Raw genomic sequence first — 20,058 nt, forward strand, 5'->3', positions numbered from 1 at the left:
ATGGCCAAAATTCTTGTCATCGAAGACGATTCGGACACTGCCGACCAGATCATCGGTGCGCTGACGGCGCATGGACATGTCGCGACGCACGAAGCGGACGGAAGATCGGCGCTCGAGCGCGCGACCCGGGAACCGTTTGACGCAGCGACGCTCGATCGGATGTTGCCGGGGCTCGATGGTCTTTCGCTGGTTTCGGAATTGCGTTCTCGGCGCATCTCTCTGCCCGTGTTGATGATCAGCGCGCTCAGCGACATCGACGAGCGGATCGCGGGGTTGCGTGCGGGCGGTGACGATTATCTCGTAAAGCCCTTCGCGCCAGAGGAAATGGCGATGCGGGTCGAGGTGCTGCTGCGTCGGCGCGAAGAGTCGAGCCCTGCCGCGCTGCTGCACGCCGGAAGCATTACGATCGATGTCGTTCGCCGCGAGGTGGCCGTCGACGGCCAACCCGTGCGTCTGTTGCATATGGAGTACCGCTTGCTCGAGTTTCTCGTGCGCAACGCCGGCGATACGTTGAGCCGTCGCATCATCTTCGAGCAGGTCTGGGGTTACTATTTCGATCCGGGCGCAAACCTCATCAATGTGCATATCGGCCGCCTCCGCAAGAAGCTCGATCGCCCGGGGCGACCGTCCGCGATCGTCACCGTGAAGGGTGAAGGATATCGTTTCGATGCCGTTTGAACGGCTGCATTTCGACCAGATCCGCAAGACGAGCACCTTCAGGCTGACGGCGCTGCTGGGTCTGGTGTTCGCGGCAGGGGTGGTCGCGCTGCTGGGGCTGATCTACGGCTTGTCAGCGCGCGAGCTGACTCTTCGCACCGATCGTGTCCTTCGGATCGAAGCCGTACGCTTGCGGGCCAGTTCGGCCGAGAGTCTTCCCGATCGGATCGTCCGCGAGATCGGCCGCAGCGCCAGCGGGCTCAACTCATTTGCACTGCAATCGCGAAGTGGCGAGACGATTGTCGGCAATCTGCACGTCGTGCGCACGTTCAAGTTCGATCATCCCGTCAATATTTCGGCCAAGCCGGGCGTTCATGGGCCGCTCCGGGTGCTGGCGATCCAGGCTCCGACCGGCGAGACAATTCTCATTGCACGCGACATTGCGCCGATCGTCGACCTGCGGCTGCGCATTCTCCAGATCCTGATAGGCAGCGGCATTGCGTTCGTGATGCTGGTGCTCGGCGCGGGCGTCTTGTTGAGTCTGGCACCGCTGCGCCGCGTGCGCGACCTGCAGGCGGCAAGTCGTGCCATCGCAGCCGGGCGCTTCGATCTGCGCATGCCCGTCAGCGCGCGCAGTGACGAACTCGATCTCTTCGCAGGAACGGTAAATACGATGATCGAAGAGGTCGAACGCGTCGTGGCACAGGTAAAGGGTGTCACCGATGCGATCGCCCACGATCTTCGGACGCCGCTCGCTCACGTCCGGGGACATTTGCAGCGCGCGATCGCCTTGCCCGATTCGGACCCCCGATCCGTCGCTCTCGCCAAGGCCGCGACGATCGATCTGGATCTCGTGCTCGAGCGGTTCGCCGCGCTGCTGCGCATCTCGCAGTTGGAGGCGCGTGGTCGGCAAGCCGGGTTCGCGACGGTTCCCATGGCTCCGTTACTTGGAAGCGTCTGCGATCTGTATGAGCCACTGGCCGAGGAGGCGGGCGTAGCGCTCGAACTCGGAGAAATTTCCGACGCGACGATCCGGTGTGACCCGCAATTGCTGTTCGAGGCGGTCAGCAATCTCCTCGATAACGCTATAAAATTTACCGGTGCGGGTGGCCGTATCATCCTGTCAGTCGTGACCGAGGCAGGCGCGATCGTGATCGTCGTCCGGGACAACGGGCCAGGTCTTGCAGCATCTGATCGACAGGCCGCGCTGCGACGCTTTTACCGGGGCGTCGATGCCGCAGGCATTCCCGGTACCGGTCTTGGCCTGAGCATCGTTGCAGCCATCACCCACCTGCATGGGTTCGGGCTGGAACTCGACGATGCGTCGCCGGGCTTGATCGTACGCATCCGGGCCTTGATCGCACAGCAGGCGTGAATTTTTAGCATGCGCGATTCTGGATAGCGCGTATCGAGCGGGGCCGCGCGTTCGTTGGAAGACATCGGGTTCTTCATGCCGCACCCCGCTCTCCGCTATTTCGAACAGAGAAATGGGAACGGGGAAGCTTACTGCGACGGAAATGGCGAAGAGCTGCGTTCAACGGTCATCTGGTCGCCAAACGGGTGCCAGGCAACGTATGCAAGGAAAAGCATCATGAGAAAAATCCTGTTGGCCGCGCTCGCGGCTGGTGCGGCATTGAGCGCCGTTGCGCCTGCAGACGCTCGGCAGGGCTGTGGCGTCGGCGCGCATCGTGGCCCTGCCGGCTATTGCCGCCCCAATCGCGGCGGACCGATCGTCGCACCAGGCGTGCGGATCGGCGTCTTCTACCCCGGCCGCGGGTATTGGGACGGTCGTCGCTATTATGGCCATCGCTATCGTTGGCATGGCGGCTGGCGCTACCGCTGAGGTCCACCTTCCGCAGGGACAGCCGTGATCGGCTTCCCTGCGGTTCCCACTGGCCCGCTGGGTCACTGCGCGAGGGACATCTTCACCCATGAAGGCGATCCGAATGAAGAATAAGTCGAAGATGCTGCTGGGCCGCACCGCATTTGTGGCGGTGGTGCTGACGCCGACCGGCGCTTGCGCACAACCCGTCGGTCAGGGAACTCCAGTGAAACAGGAAACAGCCGCGACGGCGGCAAGCGTGAGCTTGTCGACGTACCAAGCGCGACATGCGCGAAAACTTCTGGCCGCCGATACCGACAGCGATGGTAAGGTCAGCCGCGCGGAGTTTCTCGCTGCGGGCAAAGGCGGCAAAGCCGACCCGGCAAAGCGGTTCGCCAAGCTCGACGCCAATGGTGATGGTACGCTCGACAAGGCGGAGATCGATGCGATGCTGAGCCGACGCTTCAAGCGCCTGGACACGAACGGCGACGGTCTGCTCAGCGCAGACGAGCGCGCTGCAGCGCATGCCCGCAAGGGCAAGGATGCAGGCGACGGATCGGAGTCCTGATAATGGATCGACCGGGATGGGCCTGAGGGCGCGCGCGCTTGAGCGATCAGGATCCGGACTCGAAGCTCATCGAGCGTGTCGGGCGCGGCGAACCCGCCGCGACGCGGATGCTCGTGGCCTCGAAGCTTCCCCGCATCCTGAGCCTGGCTGCGCGTATGCTCCGCGATACGACCGAAGCCGAGGATGTGGCGCAGGAAGCGTTCGTTCGGGTCTGGCGGAATGCCGGCAGCTGGCAGCCTGGCCGGGCGCGGTTCGACACCTGGCTTCATACGGTCGTTCTCAACCTGTGCCGCGACCGGCTGCGTCGACGACGCGAGCTTGCAGGCGATACCGTCCCGGAGCCGGTCGACCCGACCCCCGATGCCGAAGTTCGACTGATCGAGGCCGAACGCGAGCGCGCGGTCGCGGATGCGATCACCGCGCTGCCGGAGCGCCAGCGCGAGGCGATACTGCTGGTCCACTATCAGGATATGTCGGGTGCGGACGCTGCCTCGGCCCTGGATATCAGCGTCGAGGCGCTAGAATCGTTATTGGCGCGAGGGCGACGCACATTGCGTGCGCGGCTCGCTCACCCGCAGGAGGCGACGGATGCGTGAACCATTGACCCTCGCGCGTTTCCAGGAACTGGCGGACGCATATGGCGGGGTAATCGCACGCTGGCCTGAGGAGCATCGGGACGCTGCCATGGCGCTTGCCGTACAGCCTGCGGCGCGCCACGTCCTCGCGGACGCATTCGCGCTGGATGCAGAGCTCGATACGTGGCGGGTTTCGCCGGCGGCTCTCTCCTTGCGCGCACGAGTCATCGCCGACGCGCCGGCCCCCACGCGCAAGATCGCGGGCCGCGCAAAGCTATGGTGGTCAGGCGTCGGGATTGCGGCGGCGCTGGCAGGTGCAACGGCGGGGACCGCTGCGGTCGCATTTGTCGCACCTCCCGATACCCCATCGGACAGCGGCACGTCGTTCGGCGACGTTGCCGGATCGGAGAGCTGATCGATGGGCAAGCTTCGTATCGCTCTTCTAGTGTCCATCATCGTGAACCTGTTCCTGGCAGGCGCGCTGGTGGCAGGTTTCATATCTCTGCGATCGGGCGGCCGCATGATCAATGCAGGTTCGCTGCGGATCGCTGGTTCCGAGCTGCCCGTGGCAGAGCGGCGTCCGTTTCGCACCGCGCTACGTCAGGCGCGCCGGGCAATGCGCCCGACAGTCATCGCGGGGCGCGCAGCGAGGACGGAGGCAGCAGCGTTGCTGCGCCAGCCAGTGATCGATCAGGCGGCCGTCGTCGCTGCGCTCGACCGGGCGCGAAATGCCGACATGGCGGTTCGGGCCACAGTCGAGCGGCGTGCCGTCGCTTATGCAGCGTCGCTGCCGCCCGCCGATCGGGCCAAGTTGGCCGACGCGATGCAGCGCCGTGCACAAAAGGCGCGCCAGGCAATCGACTGACCGTCGCGACGGAACTCCGAAGCGTCGCTTTTGAAGAGGCGGTGGAGCACCACCGAGGTACGTAGCGCTTCGGCGCGACAGGATCCTCCAGAATCGATGTCTTGGTTATCGTGGCAGCAGCCGCGGGCGAAACGAAGGTGTCCGACTGCTAAATGCCAAAGCCTGTAACGGCAAGGACCGCGAGTAGCACAGTCGTAGCCTTTATAGGTTTCATCGACGCGGCTCCTGAAGATCGCTGATGGCATCATCGAGCGCGGCTCGGGAAATCTCACCGGCGTGGTTATTCCGGATCATACCGTCACGCGCGACGAACAGGGTGGTCGGCAAGGCGCCGGAGCCGGCGACGCGGCCAAAATCCTGGCTACGGTCGAGGAGCACATGCGGCGATGTGAGCCGCTTCGCGGCGAGGAAGGCCGTTACGGCAGCCTGCGTTTCGCCTTGATCGATAAACAGAATGGGCACGGACGGACGCGCTGCCGCTACCTGGACAAGCATCGGCATTTCACGCTGGCACGGCCCACACCAGGTCGCCCACAGATTGATAAGGAACGGCTTGCCGCGAAGTGTATCGATCGCGACCGGAGTGCCATCGAGCGAATAGGCAATGAGCCCTTTAGGAAGGGGCTTAACCGCATCTTCGATTAAAAGGTGGGTAGCCGCTGTCCAAAACACGGCCGCAGCCCCGAGGCTGGCCAACGACCTATAAAGCGCCCCCGAACGGCGCAGCGCCACGACGAGCACCGCTGCCGCTCCCACAAGGCCGGTGATCGGGGAAAAACCGCCCAGCCAGAATGCGAAGATCGACGCCGGCTCGTCTCTGTAACTTGAGACATGCGCGGCAACATAACCGATACGTGCCGCCACCAGGCCTGCAATGACCGCAACCGTTGCCGCATTCGACGTCGGTCGCGGCGAGTTTCGCGTCAGGGCTGCCGACACGCCAAGAAACATTAAGATTGCGGCCAGCACCAGCAGTCGATCGGTAGCGATCATCAGCGGTCCGATTGAGACGGTGTCGCCCATCGTCAAAGGGCCGCCGCGCTCTTCCACAGCATATAGCCTGCAACGACGAAGATCAGGATCGCAAAGACGGTCGTTAGCGTCCCGCGGCCGGAGAGGCGCTTTGCAGCGACCGTTCCGAACATGCCGCCGACGATGCCACCAGCGATAAAGATGCCGGCCAACGGCCAATCGACAAGGCCCGACAGCGCGTAGTTCGCCGCGGTCGCGAGACCGAATGCCGCGACCGCCACGAGCGATGTCCCGACCGCATTTATCATCGGCATCTTGGTCGATGCGATAAGGCCAGGAACGATCAGAAATCCCCCGCCGATGCCGAAAAAGCCCGAGAAAATTCCGGTGCCAAGCCCGAACCCCAAAACCTTCGGAGCATTCTCACGGTTACAGGCGGCACCCTTGACGCCGAGATTGCGGCGGCCACGCAGCATCAGGACGCCGACCACGACCATGACAATGGCGAACAGAAACAGCAGATGCTGGCCATCCATGGCTTTACCCGCCGTCGAGCCCGCGAATGCACCGAGCACCCCTGCCCCCGCGTACATGAGGCCGCAGCGCCATTTGACGGTGCCGGCGCGTGCGTGGCTGAGCAGCCCGGTCGCGGCGTTGGCCGCTACCGCAAGCGCGCTCGTTCCGATTGCAACGTGTGGATTGGTAACGCCGACCAGATAGACCATCAGCGGCACGGCAAGGATCGAGCCGCCGCCGCCGACCAAGCCGAGGGTGAAGCCGACCAGACCTCCGGACAATGCGCCCAGCATGTATTGGATGGTATCGAGCATGAAACACGGACCTTGGACGGCGGGAATGGCTCAGGCGGCTTTGCGATGCGTGGGTTGCGCCATCCACTCACGCCCCTTGAGCATGCCGTTCCAGTAGATCCACGGCAGCGCTTCGGACTTCAGCAACCAGGACAAGCGCTGGGGTTTCGTGCCCTCGATGATCCACTTCGGGAAGCTCGGCAGCAGTTTCCCGTCATACCCGAATTCAGCGAGCAGGATCTTGCCGCGCTCGACGGTCAACGGACAGGAACCATAGCCGTCGTAGATCGCCGTCGGCGCTTTGCCGGCCAGCACCGACAGTAGGTTTTCCGCGACGATCGGAGCCTGCTTGCGCGCGGCAGCCATAGTTTTGGCGTTTGGCGTCGATCCACCATCGCCCAACCCGAAGATGTTGGCGTAGCGAACGTGCTGCAGGGTGGTGTGATCGACATCGACATAGCCTGCATCATTGGCGAGCGGGCTATGCGCCACGAATGTCGGTGCCTTCTGCGGCGGCGTGACATGGAGCATGTCGAACGCGATCGTCACCTCGCCACCCTTCTCCTTGAAGGTGGCGGTGCGATCCGCTCCATTGACCGCGACTAGGGTGGATTCGAACTGGAGGTCGATGCCGTAGCGTTCGACATATTCCATCAACGGCGGGACAAACTCCTTCACGCCGAATAGCACGGCACCGGCATTGCGGAACTGGACATCGATGTCCTTCAGCACACCCTGCCGCTGCCAATGGTCGCACGACAGGTACATCGCCTTCTGCGGCGCGCCTGCGCATTTGATCGGCATTGGCGGCTGCGTGAACACCGCTGTGCCGCCCTTCAAGGCCTGTACCAGCTCCCACGTATAGGGGGCAGTCGCATAGCTGTAGTTCGAGGTGACCCCATTGCGACCGAGCGTGTCGGCAAGTCCATCGATCCCGGCCCAGTCGAGTGCGATTCCGGGCGCGACGACCAGGGCGCGGTAGCCGACCGTGGATCCATCTTCCAACGTCACGGCGTTACGGTCAGGCGCAAAGCTCGTGACCGCACTTTTGATCCAGCGCACACCGGCAGGGATCACACTCGCTTCGGGCCGCCGGGTATCCTTGGCATCGAACATGCCCCCACCGACCATCGTCCAGCCGGGCTGATAGTCATGCTCGGTGCGTGGCTCGATAACGACGATGTCGAGCGTGCGATCGCGCTCGAGCAACGATGCCGCCGTCGCCAGCCCCCCCGATCCGCCGCCGACGATTACGATGTCCGCGCGCGCCGGCCGTGCCTGCTCAGGAATTGCCGTGGTGGTTTCCAGCCGGGGCCAAAGCGATGCCAGGTCATAGCCAGCGTTGCTCGCAGTCTTGAGGATCGTATCCGCCGACATGGATCCAGCCTGAGAAAGCGCCCACAGCGATGTCGAACGCGTGCCGGTGCGACAATAGGCCAGTACCGGTCCCTCGAAGCGCGCGAGGACGTCGGCCATGCGCGCGACGTCCTCATCGCCGATCTTGCCCGAGATGACTGGCACATGCGCAAACGCCATGCCGTGGTTTGCTGCAAGTTCAGCCATCTTGGCCGCCGAAAGCTGACCAGGTCCCTCGCCGTCCGGTCTGTTGTCGATAATCGCGCGAAAACCATCCCGCGCGGCCTGGACGACATCCGCCTCGGTCAACTGCGGCGAGACGGACAGGTTCGGTGTGAGGGATTTGATGGTCATGGAGCCGTCCTTCAAGCGATAGGGTGATAGGATGCGCTCAGCGGCCCTCGGGAGCCCGCTTCGCCGGGGGGACAGACAGCAGACGATGCAGAATCATCCCGCCAAGCATTGCGACGACGAAGATGGCTGCGGGACCAGGGGCGATAGCGAGGTCGGCGATGGCAGGCCCCGGGCAGAGCCCGGCGATGCCCCACCCAATCCCAAACAAAACAGACCCGCCGACCAACGACGGCGTAAGCCCAGATGTCGCGGGCAGCGCGAAGGCCGTGTCGACAAGCGGAGCGTCAAGCCGCCGCCGGATCCGCCAGGCAACCGCCATCGGGACGATCGCACCGCTCATGACAAAGGCGAGCGTCGGATCCCATGCCCCGCCGAACAGGTCGAGGAAGGCGCGAACCCGGGTGGGGTCCGACATGCCGGAATGCGCAAGGCCCGCGCCGAACAGGCCGCCGGCGAGCAAAGCGATCGTCGCGCGACGCATCACCAGGTCAGCCCCATGACGCGCATGGCTGCGACCGTCGCGAAACCCGCTGCCATGAAGCTCGCCGTCGCCATTATCGATCGCGGTGACAGCCGCGATAATCCGCAGACGCCATGTCCGCTGGTGCAACCGCTGCCCATGCGCGTGCCGAAGCCCACGATCAGGCCACCGACGACAAGGACCGTGATCGACGTCGGAAATCGCGTCGTCACCGTGCCGGCGACAAATGTCACCAGCCAGGCGCCAAGCGGCAGGCCGACGATGAACGCGCTGGCGAGTGGCCACGGCGTTCCGCCCCGTGCGATCCCGGTCGCGCGCGCGGCGAGACCGCTGACCCCGGCAATCCGACCGAGTCCCAACAGCATGATCGCGCCGGCGAGGCCGATCATCAGGCCGCCGGTCAAGCCGGCGAGCGGCATGGCTCCTGCCCAGTTCATCAAAGAACGTTCAGCGGAATCTGGAGGTAGCGCGTGCCGTTGGCTGCGGGTTCGGGAAGGTGCCCGCCGCGCATGTTCACCTGGATGGAGGGCAGGATCAACTTGGGCATCGACAAGGTGGCGTCTCGGGCCGTTCGCATCATGACGAACGCGTCCTCGCCGACACCGTCATGGACATGGACGTTGCCGGTACGCTGCGCGCCAACGGTCGTCTCCCACACATAGCGGTCGCGGCCCGGTGCCTTGTAATCGTGGCACAGGAACAGCCGCGTTTCGACCGGAAGGGCCAGGAGCCGCCGGATCGAGCGGTAGAGCTGCCGCGCATCCCCGCCGGGGAAGTCGGCGCGGGCCGAACCGTAGTCGGGCATGAACAGCGTATCGCCAGTGAACACTGCGTCACCAATCACATAGGCCATGTCGGCCGGGGTATGCCCAGGCACATGAAGCGCGATCGCCGGGATCGAGCCGATTGCGAACTGGTCGCCATCGTCGAACAGCCGGTCGAACTCGGATCCGTCGCGGGCGAAGTCGGTGCCCTCGTTGAAGATCTTCCCGAAGACCTCCTGAACGCGAAGGATGTCGCGGCCGATCGCGAGCGCTCCGCCAAGCGCCTTCTGCAAATAGGGCGCTGCCGAAAGGTGATCGGCATGCGCGTGCGTCTCCAACAGCCAGTCGATCACCAGCCCTTCGTCGCGGACATAGGCAATGATCGCATCCGCCGAAGCGGTATCGGTGCGACCCGCCGCGGCATCAAAGTCGAGCACGCTGTCGATAATGGCGGCGCGGAGCGTCGTAGGATCATGCGCGACATAGCTCGCCGTGTTCGTCGGCTCGTCAAAAAAGCTGCGAACCACGAGTTTTGGCGAGCGCTGCGCGGCGGACACTTGAGCGGCGGCTGCGGCAAGAATCATGTCGGTCATGACGGTCCATATACACCATAGTTTCAGACTTACAATACATCAGTAATTACGTATATACGTTGCTTGTATTAGGGTGTCGAGGCAATCGGATGACGATGATGCAAACAGATGAAGCCACAGGCACCAGCCCCGCTGGGCCCCGTCCTCTGCGGATCGGTGACATGGCACCGAATTTTCGTGCCCGCACGACGCAAGGCGAGGTCAGCCTCGACCAGTATCGCGGCCGCTGGGTCGTCTTTTTTTCTCATCCTGCGGATTTCACGCCGGTTTGCACGAGCGAGTTCGTCGCATTGGCCAAGGCAATACCCGAGTTTGAGGCCATGGACTGCGCGCTGCTGGGCTTATCGGTCGACAGCCTGTACTCGCACGTCGCCTGGCTGCGGGCGATCCGCGAGCTGTTCAGTGTCGAAGTTCGGTTTCCCGTGGTTGAGGATCCCTCGATGGCGGTCGGGCGGGCCTACGGCATGATCGACGAGAATGCGGCTGACGCTTCGAGTGTTCGCGCGACCTATTTCATTGATCCAGCTGGTGTAATCAGAGGTGTGACTTGGTATCCGATGACCGTTGGCCGCTCGATCGAGGAAATGGTCCGTATGCTCGCTGCTTTGCAGCGCTCAGCCGACGGCACCGTTTTGACGCCCGCGGGATGGCAACCTGGCGAGGACGTGCTGGTTCCGCCGGGCGACATGGTGGGGGCGGCCCTTGGCGAAGACGCGCCTGCCGACTGGTTCCACCAGACCAGGGCCGATCGATGACCGCGATCTTCCAGTCGCGCGAGATGGCGAATGCCGCAGCCGAAAGGCTGAAGACCTACGCACAGCCGCAACGCCTGATGATCCTCTCGCATCTGTTGGACGGGGAGCAGATCGTAGCGGACATCGAGCGAACGACCGGGATTGGTCAACCTGCGCTCAGCCAGCAGCTTGCCGAGTTGAGACGCGCAAATCTCGTGACGATGCGGCGGGCCGCCAAGCAGGTTTTCTATCGCCTTGCGGATGACGACGTAACGGTATGCGTCCGCGCGATCGAAGCCATGTTCGGCAGCGGCACCGACGTACCGAAGGCACTCGAACGCGTTGTGATGCCGGCGCCGAGTACCGCCGCTGAGCCCAGCCGACCTGTTGCCGCCGCGGCGTTCGCGCGTGTCGGTTGAGGAACCGGTCGACAGGGAGGCCTCGCCAACATGTCCGGAGTAGGAATGCCCAAGATCTACTGCCGCCCACTCAGCACAGGAGCAGAAGCATGCCGACAAAAACGATCACCAGCCTTCTATCCGCGAGCCTGCTACTGATGACGGGTCCCATCCACGCCGCACCTGCCGGCCTGCTCTATCCGGTCATTCCGCAATTCGGAGGGATCGTAGCGGTTCCAGACGCTGCCGAGCGGCCGGATCCGAAGCTGCGCTACCGAGTCGTATTCGACATCACGAAACCTTCGGCCTCGACTGACAAGATCAATCCGAGCCTGGAAAAGGTCGCTCGGTTCGTGAACCTGCTGGGCGCGGACAACGTACGACCGGCTGTGGGTGATATCGTGGCGATCATTCACGGCCCGGCCACCCCGGTCATTCTCCAGAACGCACCCTATGCCGTGCGAACCAAAATCGCAGAAAATCCGAACGTCGCTCTTATTAGGGCACTTCAAAAGGCTGGCGTTTCGGTCCAGGTCTGTGGCCAGGCCATGATCGGGAGTGGTATCTTAGCGGATCAGGTGACGCCTGGAATCGTCATCGACGACTCCGCGCTGACCACGTTAGCCAATCTTCAACTCCGCGGATATGCGCTCATTCCCGACTGATGGCCTGATCGCTAATAAGCTGATGGTATCGTTTGCACTTCGGATTGCCTTGTCGACCGGTGCCAATGATCTCCTGCCCACTTTAGGACTAAGGTTCGCGGGTCGCGGGCACGACGCGCGATTTCCTTGTCCAGCGCGGCGATCCGCGCGTCGAGCCCGCCAGCATCTCGACCATCTTTGCGAACATAGGCCGCGCAGTTTCGTGCAGCGTCCCGCCGATCTCACCGTCCTCGAGCAAGTCCACCAACATCGCGAGGTGAGTTGCGCCCGCGGGTGCGACCCAGCCATATTCGGCTAAGTGCCCGCGGATGGCATTGCGGAGCTGTCTGCGCTGCTTCACTGCCAGATCAAACGGTCGATCTCGACGTTGCCGGGCGCAGGATTCTAGGACAGGCGACCTTGGCGAGCGACGCGGTGCGCGTCGAGCGACAGCTCGCATCGTCGGGCGCCGAGATTGCGGCCCAAGGCATTCCAGCCACGCGCGCGGCTCGTCACCACCTGTTCGCTGCCAAGCGCGTTTCGAGTGTGCCGGACATCACACAGCCTGCCCGACGAGCATGCCAATTCCGGCAGTCAGGGCCATCGCCAATGCCCCCCAAAACGTGACGCGCGCGGTGGCCTTCCACACGGGCGCTCCACCCACGCGTGCGCCGACAGCTCCCAGCAAGGCAAGGAACAAGAGCGATGCTGTCGCCTCGATGATGACCAACCGGCTGACGGGCGCGAGCATCACGATCGCCAGCGGCAGGGCGGCACCGGCCGTGAACGTCGCGGCAGAGGTCAGCGCCGCCTGGATCGGACGCGCCGTCGTCATTTCCGAAATCCCGAGCTCGTCGTGCGCGTGCGCGGCTAGCGCGTCCTTGGTCATCAACTGCCGCGCTACCGACTCCGCCGTCGCCGGATCGACACCGCGGTTGACATAGAAGCCGGCCAGTTCATGGACTTCGCCCTCCGGGTCAGCGGCCAGTTCCGCATGCTCACGTGCGAGCTCTGCCCGCTCGGTGTCCGACTGACTGCTGACCGAGACATATTCGCCGGCCGCCATCGACATCGCTCCTGCGACCAGTCCAGCGGCACCCGCGATAAGAATATCGCCGGGCTTTGCGGCCGCAGCCGCTACGCCAATGATCAGGCTGGCGGTCGAGACGATGCCGTCATTGGCGCCTAGCACGGCAGCCCGCAGCCAGCCGATGCGGGACACCAAGTGGCGCTCAGAGTGAAGGTGAAGCCTAGTCATCGCCGTGTTCGCCTCTTTCCGCACCACCGCTGCGGTCGCCGGTATCGGCGTGCGTACCGGGGGTAAATGCTAGGGGATCGTTCAGCGTCACCCCATACGTAGTTCCCGCGATCGCGACCGCTGCGATCGGTAGTGCCAGCGATGCCGGGGGACGTGCATCACCGATCCCGGGATGCAGATCGGCACGCTTGGTACCCGTAATGAACGCGCCGATCAGATTGTCCCTGGTCAGCAGCGACATGGCGATCACGGCAACGACGTGCAGCGCGACAAGCGCGAGCAGGCCATTGGCCAGCGTCTCATGCATGCCGCCTTCGGCTTCGCCTCGCATCGTGGCGCCGGTGTAGACGAGGCCGGCGACCGTTCCCAACAACGCTATGATGGCGAGGGCGCCCAGCGCATTGTGGCCGACCGATCGGTCAGGCTTGCCGCGAACCAGGCCGCCGAGGTGATGCACGATCTTACCCGGCTTCAGAAAGTCGACGAAGCGCGCATGCTCACCGCCGACGAAACCCCAGACGATCCGGAAGACCAGGAGACCGGCGGCGACCCACCCCGCCGGAATATGCCACGGCGCGAGCGCACTGTCCTCCTCCGACGACAGGAATGCGACCAGAACCGTCGCGACAAGCAGCCAATGGAACACGCGCACCGGCACATCCCACACGCGAATGCGGGCCGTTGCATCTGGAGTCTCCGACGAGGGAGCGGGCATCGACAAATTGGGCATCATCACCTCCGTTGAGGTGACACCATCCGCTGCCCTGCTGACAAAAACCTGACGTGGGTGCCAATCTCCGTAGCGCTCTCCGATCAGCGCTTCAGCAGGGCGGTCTCTTCAGCGCGACCGCCACGAAGCCGCTTCCTCCAATCCACCCGCATCAGCGCGACCAGCGCCGCGATCATGAAAACCTGGATGGCAATGCTCGTCGGGCTGGTGAACATTTCCAGAAATTGGTCTCCGATCGACGACTTCCGGATGCTGGTGGCCGATACTGCATAGATCGAATACGACACCAGGCGCCCCGCAAAGAAGGCGGCCGTGAAGCCGACAAGACGGACGCGCGCGAGGCCTGCCGCTTCGAATAACTGTGCGGAGGGCAACGGCGAAAGCGCAAACACCCCGAGCGCTAGGAGCCCGCCGCGCTTGTTCCGTTCAAGCGCATCGCGTGCAGCCGCCAGATTATCCCGGATACGCTCCGGGATGCGCCCGCCGAGCAGACGGAAAGCGTGCGCGAGGGCAAAACGACCGAGCGCGGCCGCAAGCGCACCGGTCAGGATGATCGCTACCGTCGGCATCTGCGTGCCAAGGCCGTACAGCACGATGATGGACCAGGTCGGCGGGCCGAACGCTGGCATAAGGTTCACGCCCAATACGATCACGAACAGGAGCAGGTAGCTGTTCAGTCCGTCCTTCTCTTTCTGCGGATGCGGCTCATGGTGGTTCGAACGCGGCGAATGTCACCCGGAACAGCGCGCCGCCGCCGGGAGCGTTTTCCACCGTTATGGCGCCGCCGTGTGCCTGTGCAAGCCGCTGGACGATGCCGAGGCCAAGGCCCGCCCCGTCACTCTTGCGCCGGTCCTTGCGCCAGAAACGTTCGAAAATGTGCGGGAGGTCTTCGTCCGATATGCCGGGACCGTGATCGCGCACGCTGATCTGTGGTCCGGGACCGGCGGTGACCTCTATTGGTGTGTTGCCGGGCGCGTGGGAAAGCGCGTTGTCGATCAAATTGCGATAGATGCGATAGATCGCCTCCGCATGGCCAAGCGCCCGTGTATCACCAACCGCGTCGAACCGGAGGTCGCGGTGCGCGCCGAACACCTTGGGGGCCATGGCGGCGACGATTTCGCGGCCGATATCGGCGAGGTCGACCGTGGTGTCAGGCTCGACCGCCAGCGCGTCGGCTTGGGCGAGATCGAGCATCTGCCCGACCAGTCGCGTCATATGCTGTGTGTCGGCTTGCAGGTCGTCCCGCTGCTGACTGGGGGGCAGCCGGTCGAGCGAGAGCTGCATAATGGACAGCGGCGTGCGCAATTCGTGTGCTGCATTGGCGGTGAACCCCCGCAGGATTGCCATCGTTTCGTCGAGACGGGTCAGAGCGCGGTTGACGGCACGGACAAGGGTATTGACCTCGCGCGGCTCTGGAGTCTCGGAAAGGCGCAGCAAGACGTTGTCAGGATCGAGCGCATCGACTTCGGCCTCTGCACGTCGGAGCGGCTGGAGGACGCGGCGGACCGCGAAGACGTTGAAGAGCAGCAGGAGTAGCGACAGCGGGATCAGCGGCAGGACGACATGCTGAACGATCTCGTTGACGATCACCGGCACGTAGGGCTGAATACCGTCGCCTTCGAATTGCATGAAGAGCCACCGCTGCTGGCCGTCCTGCACGACCGACCGAACCCCCGAGATTCGGTAGCCACCGGCAATGCGTTCGCGGCGCGTCCAGTCCATTAGCACGCCGCTCTGCGAGTTGGCGCGCGATGGCAGAACCACGGGACTCTCCGCATCGGGCTCGACGTAGCGAGCCGCCCAGTGCTCCGCCCCAAGCGGCCCGGCAAGCAGATCGGGGGCCAGGGCCGTCGCTCCTTCTGCCTTGCTGGCCTCCAGTGTCAGCAGTTCCTGCGCGAGCGATTCAGGCTGGCTGCTGTAGGTGAAAACGACGATGCCGACGTCAAGCAACGCGAACAACAATGTAAAGGCGGCGAGGCGTGTCGCGATCTGCCGGAACAGCGTCGGCCCAACAGGTCCTTTCTTGCTGTTGCCTGCTCTATCCATGGAGGGTCGAGCCGGTTTGGGTAACTGGCGCGAACAGCGCATAGCCGACGCCGTGAACGGTGCGGATCTGCACGTCGGCCCCGGCGCTGGTCAGCCGCTTGCGCAGACGCGAAATGCACGCCTCCAGCGCATTCGGCGTCACTTCGGCATCCATCGAGTATAGCGCGCCCTCGAGCGCAGGCTTGGCGACCACATGGCCGGCTCTGCGCAACAGACATTCGAGCAGATCGACCTCGCGTGGCGTCGCCTCGACCGCAAGACCTGCTACCGCGACGCTGCGTTCGGCAGCATGCAGGATGACGTTTCCGACCGTGAGTTCGGTGCCAAGCGACGCTCCAGGTCGCCTTAACAGCGCGCGGCACCGTGCCGCCAGCTCGGGGATCTGGAACGGCTTGACCAGATAGTCGTCGGCGCCAGCGTCCAGTCCGAGCACCCGATCGTCGAGCCCGCCGCGCGCAGTCAGGACCAGGATCGGCATCGTATCTCGCCGCCGGCGGAGCGTCCGAACGAGATCCAGGCCCTCGCCATCGGGAAGGCCGAGATCGAGCAGCATCAGATCATAATCAGTGATTTTCAGCGCATGTTCGGCGCCGTCCACGGTTTCGCACCAGTCGACGGCGAAACCTTGACGATCGAGACCCTCGCGAATGAGGCTCGCGAGACGGGCGTTATCTTCAACCAGCAGCAGGCGCATTATCGATGTCCGTCCCTTCTGCCGCCCGCTTGTAGCCTGTAATCATCGCGAGCGGCAGGTTCTCGCGATGGCGGACGCTTTCGACGATCGCACCAATGACGTGCAGGGCTACCGCCCCGATCAATATGTTGGCGGCGATCTCGTGCAGGGTCTCGACCCAACCGACGCCCCAGAACGCATCAAGACCCATCATCCATCCGCTCGTGCCGACCGTCGCTAGCAGCATCAACAGCAGCACGATCATGGCAGCTCCTGCTGGATTATGGCCAAGATAGCGCGGCTCGCGCCTGCCCAGCATTGCGGTGAGGTAGCCGACCAACCGACGCCGGCCAGGCACGAAGCTCGCGAAGCGGGCATGCCCCCGCGCGACGAGGCCCCAGACGAGCCTGACAATCAGCGCGGCGATGACGGCGTACCCAACATAGATATGCGGGCTTCCTGCATGCCGCAGAAAGGTCAGGTTGGCGATAACGCCGCCTGCGACCGTCCAGTGGAAGATGCGGACGACAGGATCCCACACCCTGACCGGGCGGGAGACCGAGCCAGGGGTGGGCGCAGCGGCGACGGGGGCGGTCGCAGCCACGATCAGTCGACGTTGTTCTGGACGACCGCGCCGGTCACCGGGTTGAAATAGACTTCGGCGCGCTTGCCGTCCTTGGTGTGGGCATAGATTTCGTAGCAGCTGCCCGAGATCTGGAAGACCTTGATGTCGCGATACCCCATCTTGGCGATCTTCGCTTTCATCTGCGCCTGGGTAAGCCACTTTGCCGGCGGGAGTTTGGTGCAGACCGGGGCGGCGCTTGCGATCGAGGCCAGCGACAGGGTCGAGGCCGTAAGAGCCAGCTTGAGCATTGTTGCAAGCGTCATAGGGACAATCCTTTGTGATCGGGGGAGCTGCCCCGGCCCAATCGAACTGCGCCCACGGCCTGACGAAAAGCTGACGGCCGGCGAAAAAGGTATAGTCGCGTTTTTTTTGACTTTGTGATCGGCGTGTCAGGAGTGGGTCAGGACATCCCTCCACAAGCCGGGCGTCGCCGCTGTCGGCGCATACCGGAGATTGACATGAACCGTTCCCTGTTCGCAGCGGCTGCCACGTTTGCCGCTCTCTGTTCTGCCAGCGCAATCGCGGCTCCGCCGGAAGGCAAGCCGCTGTCGGCACAGACCCGCACCAACCTCGAAGCCGCGATGCACGGCGAAGCCTATGCCAATCTCAAATATCTCCGCTATGCCGATCAGGCGGAAGCAGCCGGCAAACCGGCGCTCGCCAAGCTGTTCCGCGCGTCGGCAAACATCGAGGCGAACGAGCATTTCGACCGTGAGGCACAGGCTCTTCAGCTCGGAGGGGCCAACGACGCCAATCTCGAAGATGCAATGGCTGGCGAGCACTATGAGAACGTCACGATGTATGTGAACTTCGCAAAGCAGGCTCAAGCCGATGGCGATGTAAAGGTCGCGGCGATGTTCCGGCAGATCGCGGTCGACGAAGGCGCGCATTACGACGCGTATAAGGCCGCGCTTGCGAAGCTGTCTAAAAAGTAAGCCAGCGGCGACGTCGACCGCCCCGCCCCCGGTCGACCTCCCGTGTGGGGACTCGGTAATAGCCTCTCGGGCTTGCTCGAACGGGTTGTGCTGGCGGCGCCGAGTACAGCCGTTGTGCCCAGCCGTGCGGTTGCCGCCGCGGCGTTCGCGCGTGTCGTTTGAAAGCGGGTCGCCAGAGCGGCCTCGCAAAAATGTCCGGCGTCCGAAAAGCGCTGCGCGGCTGCCCACGATCCGTACCACGAACATCTGATCCTCACACGACGTTCGCTGGCGCTGCACGACCAAATGCAGCGATGCGTCCTCTCCCGTGGCTCCTGTGCCAGCGCACGACGATTGAGATAATTTGTGACCGATTTTGTGACCTTTTTGATTTGACTGGCTGTGGAAACGGGAGCAAAAACCTAAATAGCCGCAGATTTCTGCGGGTTTCGATGTGCTGCCGACAACGTTTAGGATGGGTAACCTCCGGTTTTGTAAACTGGATGTCGCGGGTTCGATTCCTGCAGCCGGCACCACTTCGAATCCTCGAGATTCGGGCCGCAACGCAGTGATCCAGAAAATCTAAAGTCGGCCACTGGGTTCCGTGCTCAACGCTGTAAGATGGTGATCCCCACGATCAACCCGTCGGCAAGCCACTGGCCCAGCATGGTCCCGGCGCGCGTTATGCCGGCATGCTCACCATGGGCCTCGACCAATTCCGCACACAGATCGAGGAACGCCACGCCCGCGGTCGCTCGCAGCAGCGCATCGCGCTCGGTGCGGTCGATCGCGCGGAACAGCGAGAGCTGATCGCGCCGCCAGACCATAATCGCACCCGGCTTGGGCAGCACCTGAACCGCCGGCGGCGCTTCTGCCGCGAACAATGCCGACCAGATCGCAGGCGCGTTGGTGGTCAGCGCGCGCACGCGTAGCGTCGGCGTGAACTGCAGCTTCGCCGTATCCCAATCGATGTACGCCAACGCGCCCACGTCAAGGGTTGCGCTATCGGGACCGACAAACGCCTCCCCGAGCGCGTATTCGATCCACGCAAGCTCGGCGACTTCGGGATCATCGGGATACAGCACCGCGAGCGTTGCCGGAAAATCCCGCGGATAGGCGTCGAGCGTCCAGCTCGTCGGTGGCACGCGCTCGATATGGGCGACGACGGCATGATGAAACGCCACACCGCCAACCCAGGCGCGCGCCTGCACAAAGCTTTCCTCAAGGCACGCGACAAGTTGGGCGCGATACGTGTTCTGATAGACCAGCAAGCCGCCTGCGGCCGCGCTGCCATAGCGGTTTGCCGCGTCGGCATCCGCAGCGACGAGCCACGCGCGCATATCGCGTTGGAGCGCCAGCAAGCTCATGCCGCTTGGGCCAAGGGCTGTCCGCCGATCCGCCGGGCAAGGTCCAGCTCGGCGAGAAGCTCGTCCAACGGCGGGATGTCGTCGTCACGCTCGATCATCGTCGCGACCGGCCCGAGCATCGGCAAGACATGCGCGTACAGGTCCCATACCGAGATCGGCACAGGTTGATCGTGCGTGTCGATCAGCATGTCCTGTCCGCGGCTGTGCCCGGCCAGATGAATCTGCCGCACGCGTTCGTGCGGCACGCCGTTGAGATAGGCGATCGGATCGAAGCCGTGGTTGGTCGCGCTGACGAACACATTGTTGACGTCGAGCAGCAGGCCGCAGCCGCTGCGCGCGCACATCGCATCCAGGAACTGCCATTCGGTCATGTCGGCACCCTCGAGCGCGATATAGGTCGAGGGATTCTCGATCAGCATCGTGCGGCCTAACGCGTCCTGCGCGCGGCCGATATTGGCGCAGACCAGGGCGAGGGCTTCGTCTGTGTAGGGCAAGGGAAGCAGATCGTGCGAACTGAAGCCCTCTATCCGAGTCCAGCTGAGATGATCGGATACGAACAACGGCTCGATCTCATCGACCAGCGCGCGCAGCCGGGCGAGATACGCCCCGTCCAGTCCGTCGGCCGATCCGATCGACATCGAAACGCCGTGCAGCGCCACCGGATAGGATGCGCGGACATCGCGCAGGATCTGGCGCGGCTTGCCGCCATCGACCATGAAATTCTCGGAAATCACTTCGACGAAATCGACCGCGACGCGGCGTTCGAGAAATTCGACATAATGCGGTTTACGCAAGCCGAGTCCGAAACCGGCAAAGGGCGTGATGGGCAAGGCCATGGGCTTTGGCATGGGGT

General features: G+C 63.6%; 27 protein-coding genes. 11 read left to right on the forward strand and 16 right to left on the reverse strand.

The genetic code is table 11. The features are described from left to right. The 7 genes from E2E30_RS09480 (at window position 1) to E2E30_RS09510 (ending at window position 4,487) form a co-directional block, all read left to right on the forward strand. The gene (locus E2E30_RS09480; RefSeq protein WP_133189232.1) at window positions 1-678 is read left to right on the forward strand and encodes a response regulator transcription factor; all 678 of its coding nucleotides are present in this window, start codon (window positions 1-3) and stop codon (window positions 676-678) included. Continuing rightward, window positions 668-2,032, forward strand: a complete 1,365-nt coding sequence (locus tag E2E30_RS09485) for a sensor histidine kinase (protein ID WP_133189234.1) — start codon at window positions 668-670, stop codon at window positions 2,030-2,032. The genes E2E30_RS09480 and E2E30_RS09485 overlap by 11 nt, the downstream gene beginning before the upstream one ends. Window positions 2,033-2,248: 216 nt before the next feature. Next, complete coding sequence (locus E2E30_RS09490; protein ID WP_133189236.1) at window positions 2,249-2,500, forward strand: GCG_CRPN prefix-to-repeats domain-containing protein; 252 nt, start codon at window positions 2,249-2,251, stop codon at window positions 2,498-2,500. A gap of 88 nt (window positions 2,501-2,588) precedes the next feature. Further along, on the forward strand, window positions 2,589-3,047 hold the full coding sequence (locus tag E2E30_RS09495) for an EF-hand domain-containing protein (RefSeq protein ID WP_240698896.1): 459 nt from the start codon (window positions 2,589-2,591) through the stop codon (window positions 3,045-3,047). 38 nt (window positions 3,048-3,085) lie between these two features. Continuing rightward, entirely contained in the window at window positions 3,086-3,643 is a 558-nt protein-coding gene (locus tag E2E30_RS09500; RefSeq protein WP_133189238.1) for an RNA polymerase sigma factor, read from the forward strand. Then, window positions 3,636-4,037, forward strand: a complete 402-nt coding sequence (locus tag E2E30_RS09505; protein WP_133189240.1) for a hypothetical protein — start codon at window positions 3,636-3,638, stop codon at window positions 4,035-4,037. Before E2E30_RS09500 ends, E2E30_RS09505 begins: the two co-directional genes overlap by 8 nt. A 3-nt stretch (window positions 4,038-4,040) precedes the next feature. Beyond that, entirely contained in the window at window positions 4,041-4,487 is a 447-nt protein-coding gene (locus E2E30_RS09510; RefSeq protein WP_133189242.1) for a periplasmic heavy metal sensor, read from the forward strand. A 210-nt stretch (window positions 4,488-4,697) separates the two neighbouring features. On the opposite strand, the gene E2E30_RS09515 is transcribed toward E2E30_RS09510, so the two are convergent. From E2E30_RS09515 to E2E30_RS09540, 6 genes are read right to left on the reverse strand one after another with little or no spacing between them, the layout of a single operon-like run. Continuing rightward, window positions 4,698-5,510: a TlpA disulfide reductase family protein gene (locus tag E2E30_RS09515; protein ID WP_133189244.1), complete on the reverse strand. Its 813-nt coding sequence runs from the start codon at window positions 5,508-5,510 to the stop codon at window positions 4,698-4,700. A 2-nt stretch (window positions 5,511-5,512) separates the two neighbouring features. Continuing rightward, a complete protein-coding gene (locus tag E2E30_RS09520; RefSeq protein ID WP_133189246.1) occupies window positions 5,513-6,289 on the reverse strand; it encodes a sulfite exporter TauE/SafE family protein in 777 nt (258 codons plus the stop codon). A 30-nt stretch (window positions 6,290-6,319) separates the two neighbouring features. Next, window positions 6,320-7,978, reverse strand: coding sequence for a bifunctional protein tyrosine phosphatase family protein/NAD(P)/FAD-dependent oxidoreductase (locus tag E2E30_RS09525; protein ID WP_133189248.1), 1,659 nt, complete (start codon window positions 7,976-7,978; stop codon window positions 6,320-6,322). A 37-nt stretch (window positions 7,979-8,015) separates the two neighbouring features. Continuing rightward, complete coding sequence (locus E2E30_RS09530) at window positions 8,016-8,459, reverse strand: DUF6691 family protein (protein WP_133192023.1); 444 nt, start codon at window positions 8,457-8,459, stop codon at window positions 8,016-8,018. Beyond that, window positions 8,459-8,878 (reverse strand): YeeE/YedE family protein, encoded by a 420-nt coding sequence (locus E2E30_RS09535; protein ID WP_240698897.1) that lies wholly within the window; start codon window positions 8,876-8,878, stop codon window positions 8,459-8,461. Before E2E30_RS09535 ends, E2E30_RS09530 begins: the two co-directional genes overlap by 1 nt. Before the next feature lie 17 nt (window positions 8,879-8,895). Continuing rightward, on the reverse strand, window positions 8,896-9,816 hold the full coding sequence (locus E2E30_RS09540; protein ID WP_133189252.1) for an MBL fold metallo-hydrolase: 921 nt from the start codon (window positions 9,814-9,816) through the stop codon (window positions 8,896-8,898). Window positions 9,817-9,977: 161 nt separating this feature from the next. On the opposite strand from E2E30_RS09540, the gene E2E30_RS09545 reads away from it, so the two are divergent. The 3 genes from E2E30_RS09545 to E2E30_RS09555 all read left to right on the forward strand — a co-directional run bounded on the left by E2E30_RS09545 (window position 9,978) and on the right by E2E30_RS09555 (window position 11,613). Continuing rightward, window positions 9,978-10,571, forward strand: coding sequence for a peroxiredoxin (locus tag E2E30_RS09545; RefSeq protein ID WP_240698898.1), 594 nt, complete (start codon window positions 9,978-9,980; stop codon window positions 10,569-10,571). Next, on the forward strand, window positions 10,568-10,969 hold the full coding sequence (locus E2E30_RS09550) for an ArsR/SmtB family transcription factor (RefSeq protein WP_133189256.1): 402 nt from the start codon (window positions 10,568-10,570) through the stop codon (window positions 10,967-10,969). The genes E2E30_RS09545 and E2E30_RS09550 overlap by 4 nt, the downstream gene beginning before the upstream one ends. Window positions 10,970-11,058: 89 nt before the next feature. Next, window positions 11,059-11,613 (forward strand): DsrE family protein, encoded by a 555-nt coding sequence (locus tag E2E30_RS09555; RefSeq protein ID WP_133189258.1) that lies wholly within the window; start codon window positions 11,059-11,061, stop codon window positions 11,611-11,613. An 88-nt stretch (window positions 11,614-11,701) separates the two neighbouring features. Here E2E30_RS09555 and E2E30_RS09560 read toward each other — a convergent pair whose 3' ends face one another. The 8 genes from E2E30_RS09560 to E2E30_RS09595 all read right to left on the reverse strand — a co-directional run bounded on the left by E2E30_RS09560 (window position 11,702) and on the right by E2E30_RS09595 (window position 17,187). Next, a complete protein-coding gene (locus tag E2E30_RS09560; RefSeq protein WP_206365548.1) occupies window positions 11,702-11,953 on the reverse strand; it encodes a hypothetical protein in 252 nt (83 codons plus the stop codon). A 195-nt stretch (window positions 11,954-12,148) separates the two neighbouring features. Then, complete coding sequence (locus E2E30_RS09565) at window positions 12,149-12,850, reverse strand: VIT1/CCC1 transporter family protein (protein ID WP_133192024.1); 702 nt, start codon at window positions 12,848-12,850, stop codon at window positions 12,149-12,151. After that, entirely contained in the window at window positions 12,843-13,580 is a 738-nt protein-coding gene (locus E2E30_RS09570) for a cytochrome b/b6 domain-containing protein (protein ID WP_240698899.1), read from the reverse strand. The genes E2E30_RS09565 and E2E30_RS09570 overlap by 8 nt, the downstream gene beginning before the upstream one ends. 83 nt (window positions 13,581-13,663) lie before the next feature. Beyond that, a complete protein-coding gene (locus E2E30_RS09575; protein ID WP_240698900.1) occupies window positions 13,664-14,209 on the reverse strand; it encodes a hypothetical protein in 546 nt (181 codons plus the stop codon). 76 nt (window positions 14,210-14,285) lie between these two features. After that, a complete protein-coding gene (locus E2E30_RS09580; RefSeq protein ID WP_133189262.1) occupies window positions 14,286-15,626 on the reverse strand; it encodes a sensor histidine kinase in 1,341 nt (446 codons plus the stop codon). Continuing rightward, window positions 15,619-16,320, reverse strand: coding sequence for a response regulator (locus E2E30_RS09585; RefSeq protein WP_133189264.1), 702 nt, complete (start codon window positions 16,318-16,320; stop codon window positions 15,619-15,621). The genes E2E30_RS09580 and E2E30_RS09585 overlap by 8 nt, the downstream gene beginning before the upstream one ends. Then, on the reverse strand, window positions 16,301-16,903 hold the full coding sequence (locus E2E30_RS09590) for a cytochrome b/b6 domain-containing protein (RefSeq protein ID WP_133189266.1): 603 nt from the start codon (window positions 16,901-16,903) through the stop codon (window positions 16,301-16,303). The genes E2E30_RS09585 and E2E30_RS09590 overlap by 20 nt, the downstream gene beginning before the upstream one ends. Before the next feature lie 2 nt (window positions 16,904-16,905). Further along, entirely contained in the window at window positions 16,906-17,187 is a 282-nt protein-coding gene (locus E2E30_RS09595; protein ID WP_206365549.1) for a PepSY domain-containing protein, read from the reverse strand. A 195-nt stretch (window positions 17,188-17,382) separates the two neighbouring features. Here E2E30_RS09595 and E2E30_RS09600 point away from each other — a divergent pair, with 195 nt between their 5' ends. Next, on the forward strand, window positions 17,383-17,859 hold the full coding sequence (locus E2E30_RS09600; RefSeq protein WP_240698901.1) for a rubrerythrin family protein: 477 nt from the start codon (window positions 17,383-17,385) through the stop codon (window positions 17,857-17,859). A 587-nt stretch (window positions 17,860-18,446) separates the two neighbouring features. Here the strand turns inward: E2E30_RS09600 and E2E30_RS09605 are convergent. Both E2E30_RS09605 and bufB read right to left on the reverse strand, forming a co-directional pair. Then, window positions 18,447-19,205, reverse strand: coding sequence for an HvfC/BufC N-terminal domain-containing protein (locus E2E30_RS09605; protein ID WP_133189268.1), 759 nt, complete (start codon window positions 19,203-19,205; stop codon window positions 18,447-18,449). Next, window positions 19,202-20,053, reverse strand: a complete 852-nt coding sequence (gene bufB / locus E2E30_RS09610) for an MNIO family bufferin maturase (protein ID WP_240698902.1) — start codon at window positions 20,051-20,053, stop codon at window positions 19,202-19,204. Before bufB ends, E2E30_RS09605 begins: the two co-directional genes overlap by 4 nt. Window positions 20,054-20,058 lie beyond the last annotated feature (5 nt).

Source organism: Sphingomonas sp. AAP5 (assembly GCF_004354345.1).
GTDB lineage: Bacteria > Pseudomonadota > Alphaproteobacteria > Sphingomonadales > Sphingomonadaceae > Sphingomonas > Sphingomonas glacialis.

Bases quoted from the DNA above. Each gene is read 5' to 3' on its own strand.
- E2E30_RS09480 (WP_133189232.1), top strand. From the start codon at position 1: ATGGCCAAAATTCTTGTCATCGAAGACGATTCGGACACTGCCGACCAG.
- E2E30_RS09485 (WP_133189234.1), top strand. From the start codon at position 668: ATGCCGTTTGAACGGCTGCATTTCGACCAGATCCGCAAGACGAGCACC.
- E2E30_RS09490 (WP_133189236.1), top strand. From the start codon at position 2,249: ATGAGAAAAATCCTGTTGGCCGCGCTCGCGGCTGGTGCGGCATTGAGC.
- E2E30_RS09495 (WP_240698896.1), top strand. From the start codon at position 2,589: ATGAAGGCGATCCGAATGAAGAATAAGTCGAAGATGCTGCTGGGCCGC.
- E2E30_RS09505 (WP_133189240.1), top strand. From the start codon at position 3,636: ATGCGTGAACCATTGACCCTCGCGCGTTTCCAGGAACTGGCGGACGCA.
- E2E30_RS09510 (WP_133189242.1), top strand. From the start codon at position 4,041: ATGGGCAAGCTTCGTATCGCTCTTCTAGTGTCCATCATCGTGAACCTG.
- E2E30_RS09515 (WP_133189244.1), bottom strand. From the start codon at position 5,510: ATGGGCGACACCGTCTCAATCGGACCGCTGATGATCGCTACCGATCGA.
- E2E30_RS09520 (WP_133189246.1), bottom strand. From the start codon at position 6,289: ATGCTCGATACCATCCAATACATGCTGGGCGCATTGTCCGGAGGTCTG.
- E2E30_RS09525 (WP_133189248.1), bottom strand. From the start codon at position 7,978: ATGACCATCAAATCCCTCACACCGAACCTGTCCGTCTCGCCGCAGTTG.
- E2E30_RS09530 (WP_133192023.1), bottom strand. From the start codon at position 8,459: ATGCGTCGCGCGACGATCGCTTTGCTCGCCGGCGGCCTGTTCGGCGCG.
- E2E30_RS09535 (WP_240698897.1), bottom strand. From the start codon at position 8,878: ATGCCGCTCGCCGGCTTGACCGGCGGCCTGATGATCGGCCTCGCCGGC.
- E2E30_RS09540 (WP_133189252.1), bottom strand. From the start codon at position 9,816: ATGACCGACATGATTCTTGCCGCAGCCGCCGCTCAAGTGTCCGCCGCG.
- E2E30_RS09545 (WP_240698898.1), top strand. From the start codon at position 9,978: ATGGCACCGAATTTTCGTGCCCGCACGACGCAAGGCGAGGTCAGCCTC.
- E2E30_RS09550 (WP_133189256.1), top strand. From the start codon at position 10,568: ATGACCGCGATCTTCCAGTCGCGCGAGATGGCGAATGCCGCAGCCGAA.
- E2E30_RS09555 (WP_133189258.1), top strand. From the start codon at position 11,059: ATGCCGACAAAAACGATCACCAGCCTTCTATCCGCGAGCCTGCTACTG.
- E2E30_RS09565 (WP_133192024.1), bottom strand. From the start codon at position 12,850: ATGACTAGGCTTCACCTTCACTCTGAGCGCCACTTGGTGTCCCGCATC.
- E2E30_RS09570 (WP_240698899.1), bottom strand. From the start codon at position 13,580: ATGCCCAATTTGTCGATGCCCGCTCCCTCGTCGGAGACTCCAGATGCA.
- E2E30_RS09575 (WP_240698900.1), bottom strand. From the start codon at position 14,209: ATGCCAGCGTTCGGCCCGCCGACCTGGTCCATCATCGTGCTGTACGGC.
- E2E30_RS09580 (WP_133189262.1), bottom strand. From the start codon at position 15,626: ATGGATAGAGCAGGCAACAGCAAGAAAGGACCTGTTGGGCCGACGCTG.
- E2E30_RS09585 (WP_133189264.1), bottom strand. From the start codon at position 16,320: ATGCGCCTGCTGCTGGTTGAAGATAACGCCCGTCTCGCGAGCCTCATT.
- E2E30_RS09595 (WP_206365549.1), bottom strand. From the start codon at position 17,187: ATGACGCTTGCAACAATGCTCAAGCTGGCTCTTACGGCCTCGACCCTG.
- E2E30_RS09600 (WP_240698901.1), top strand. From the start codon at position 17,383: ATGAACCGTTCCCTGTTCGCAGCGGCTGCCACGTTTGCCGCTCTCTGT.
- E2E30_RS09605 (WP_133189268.1), bottom strand. From the start codon at position 19,205: ATGAGCTTGCTGGCGCTCCAACGCGATATGCGCGCGTGGCTCGTCGCT.
- bufB (WP_240698902.1), bottom strand. From the start codon at position 20,053: ATGCCAAAGCCCATGGCCTTGCCCATCACGCCCTTTGCCGGTTTCGGA.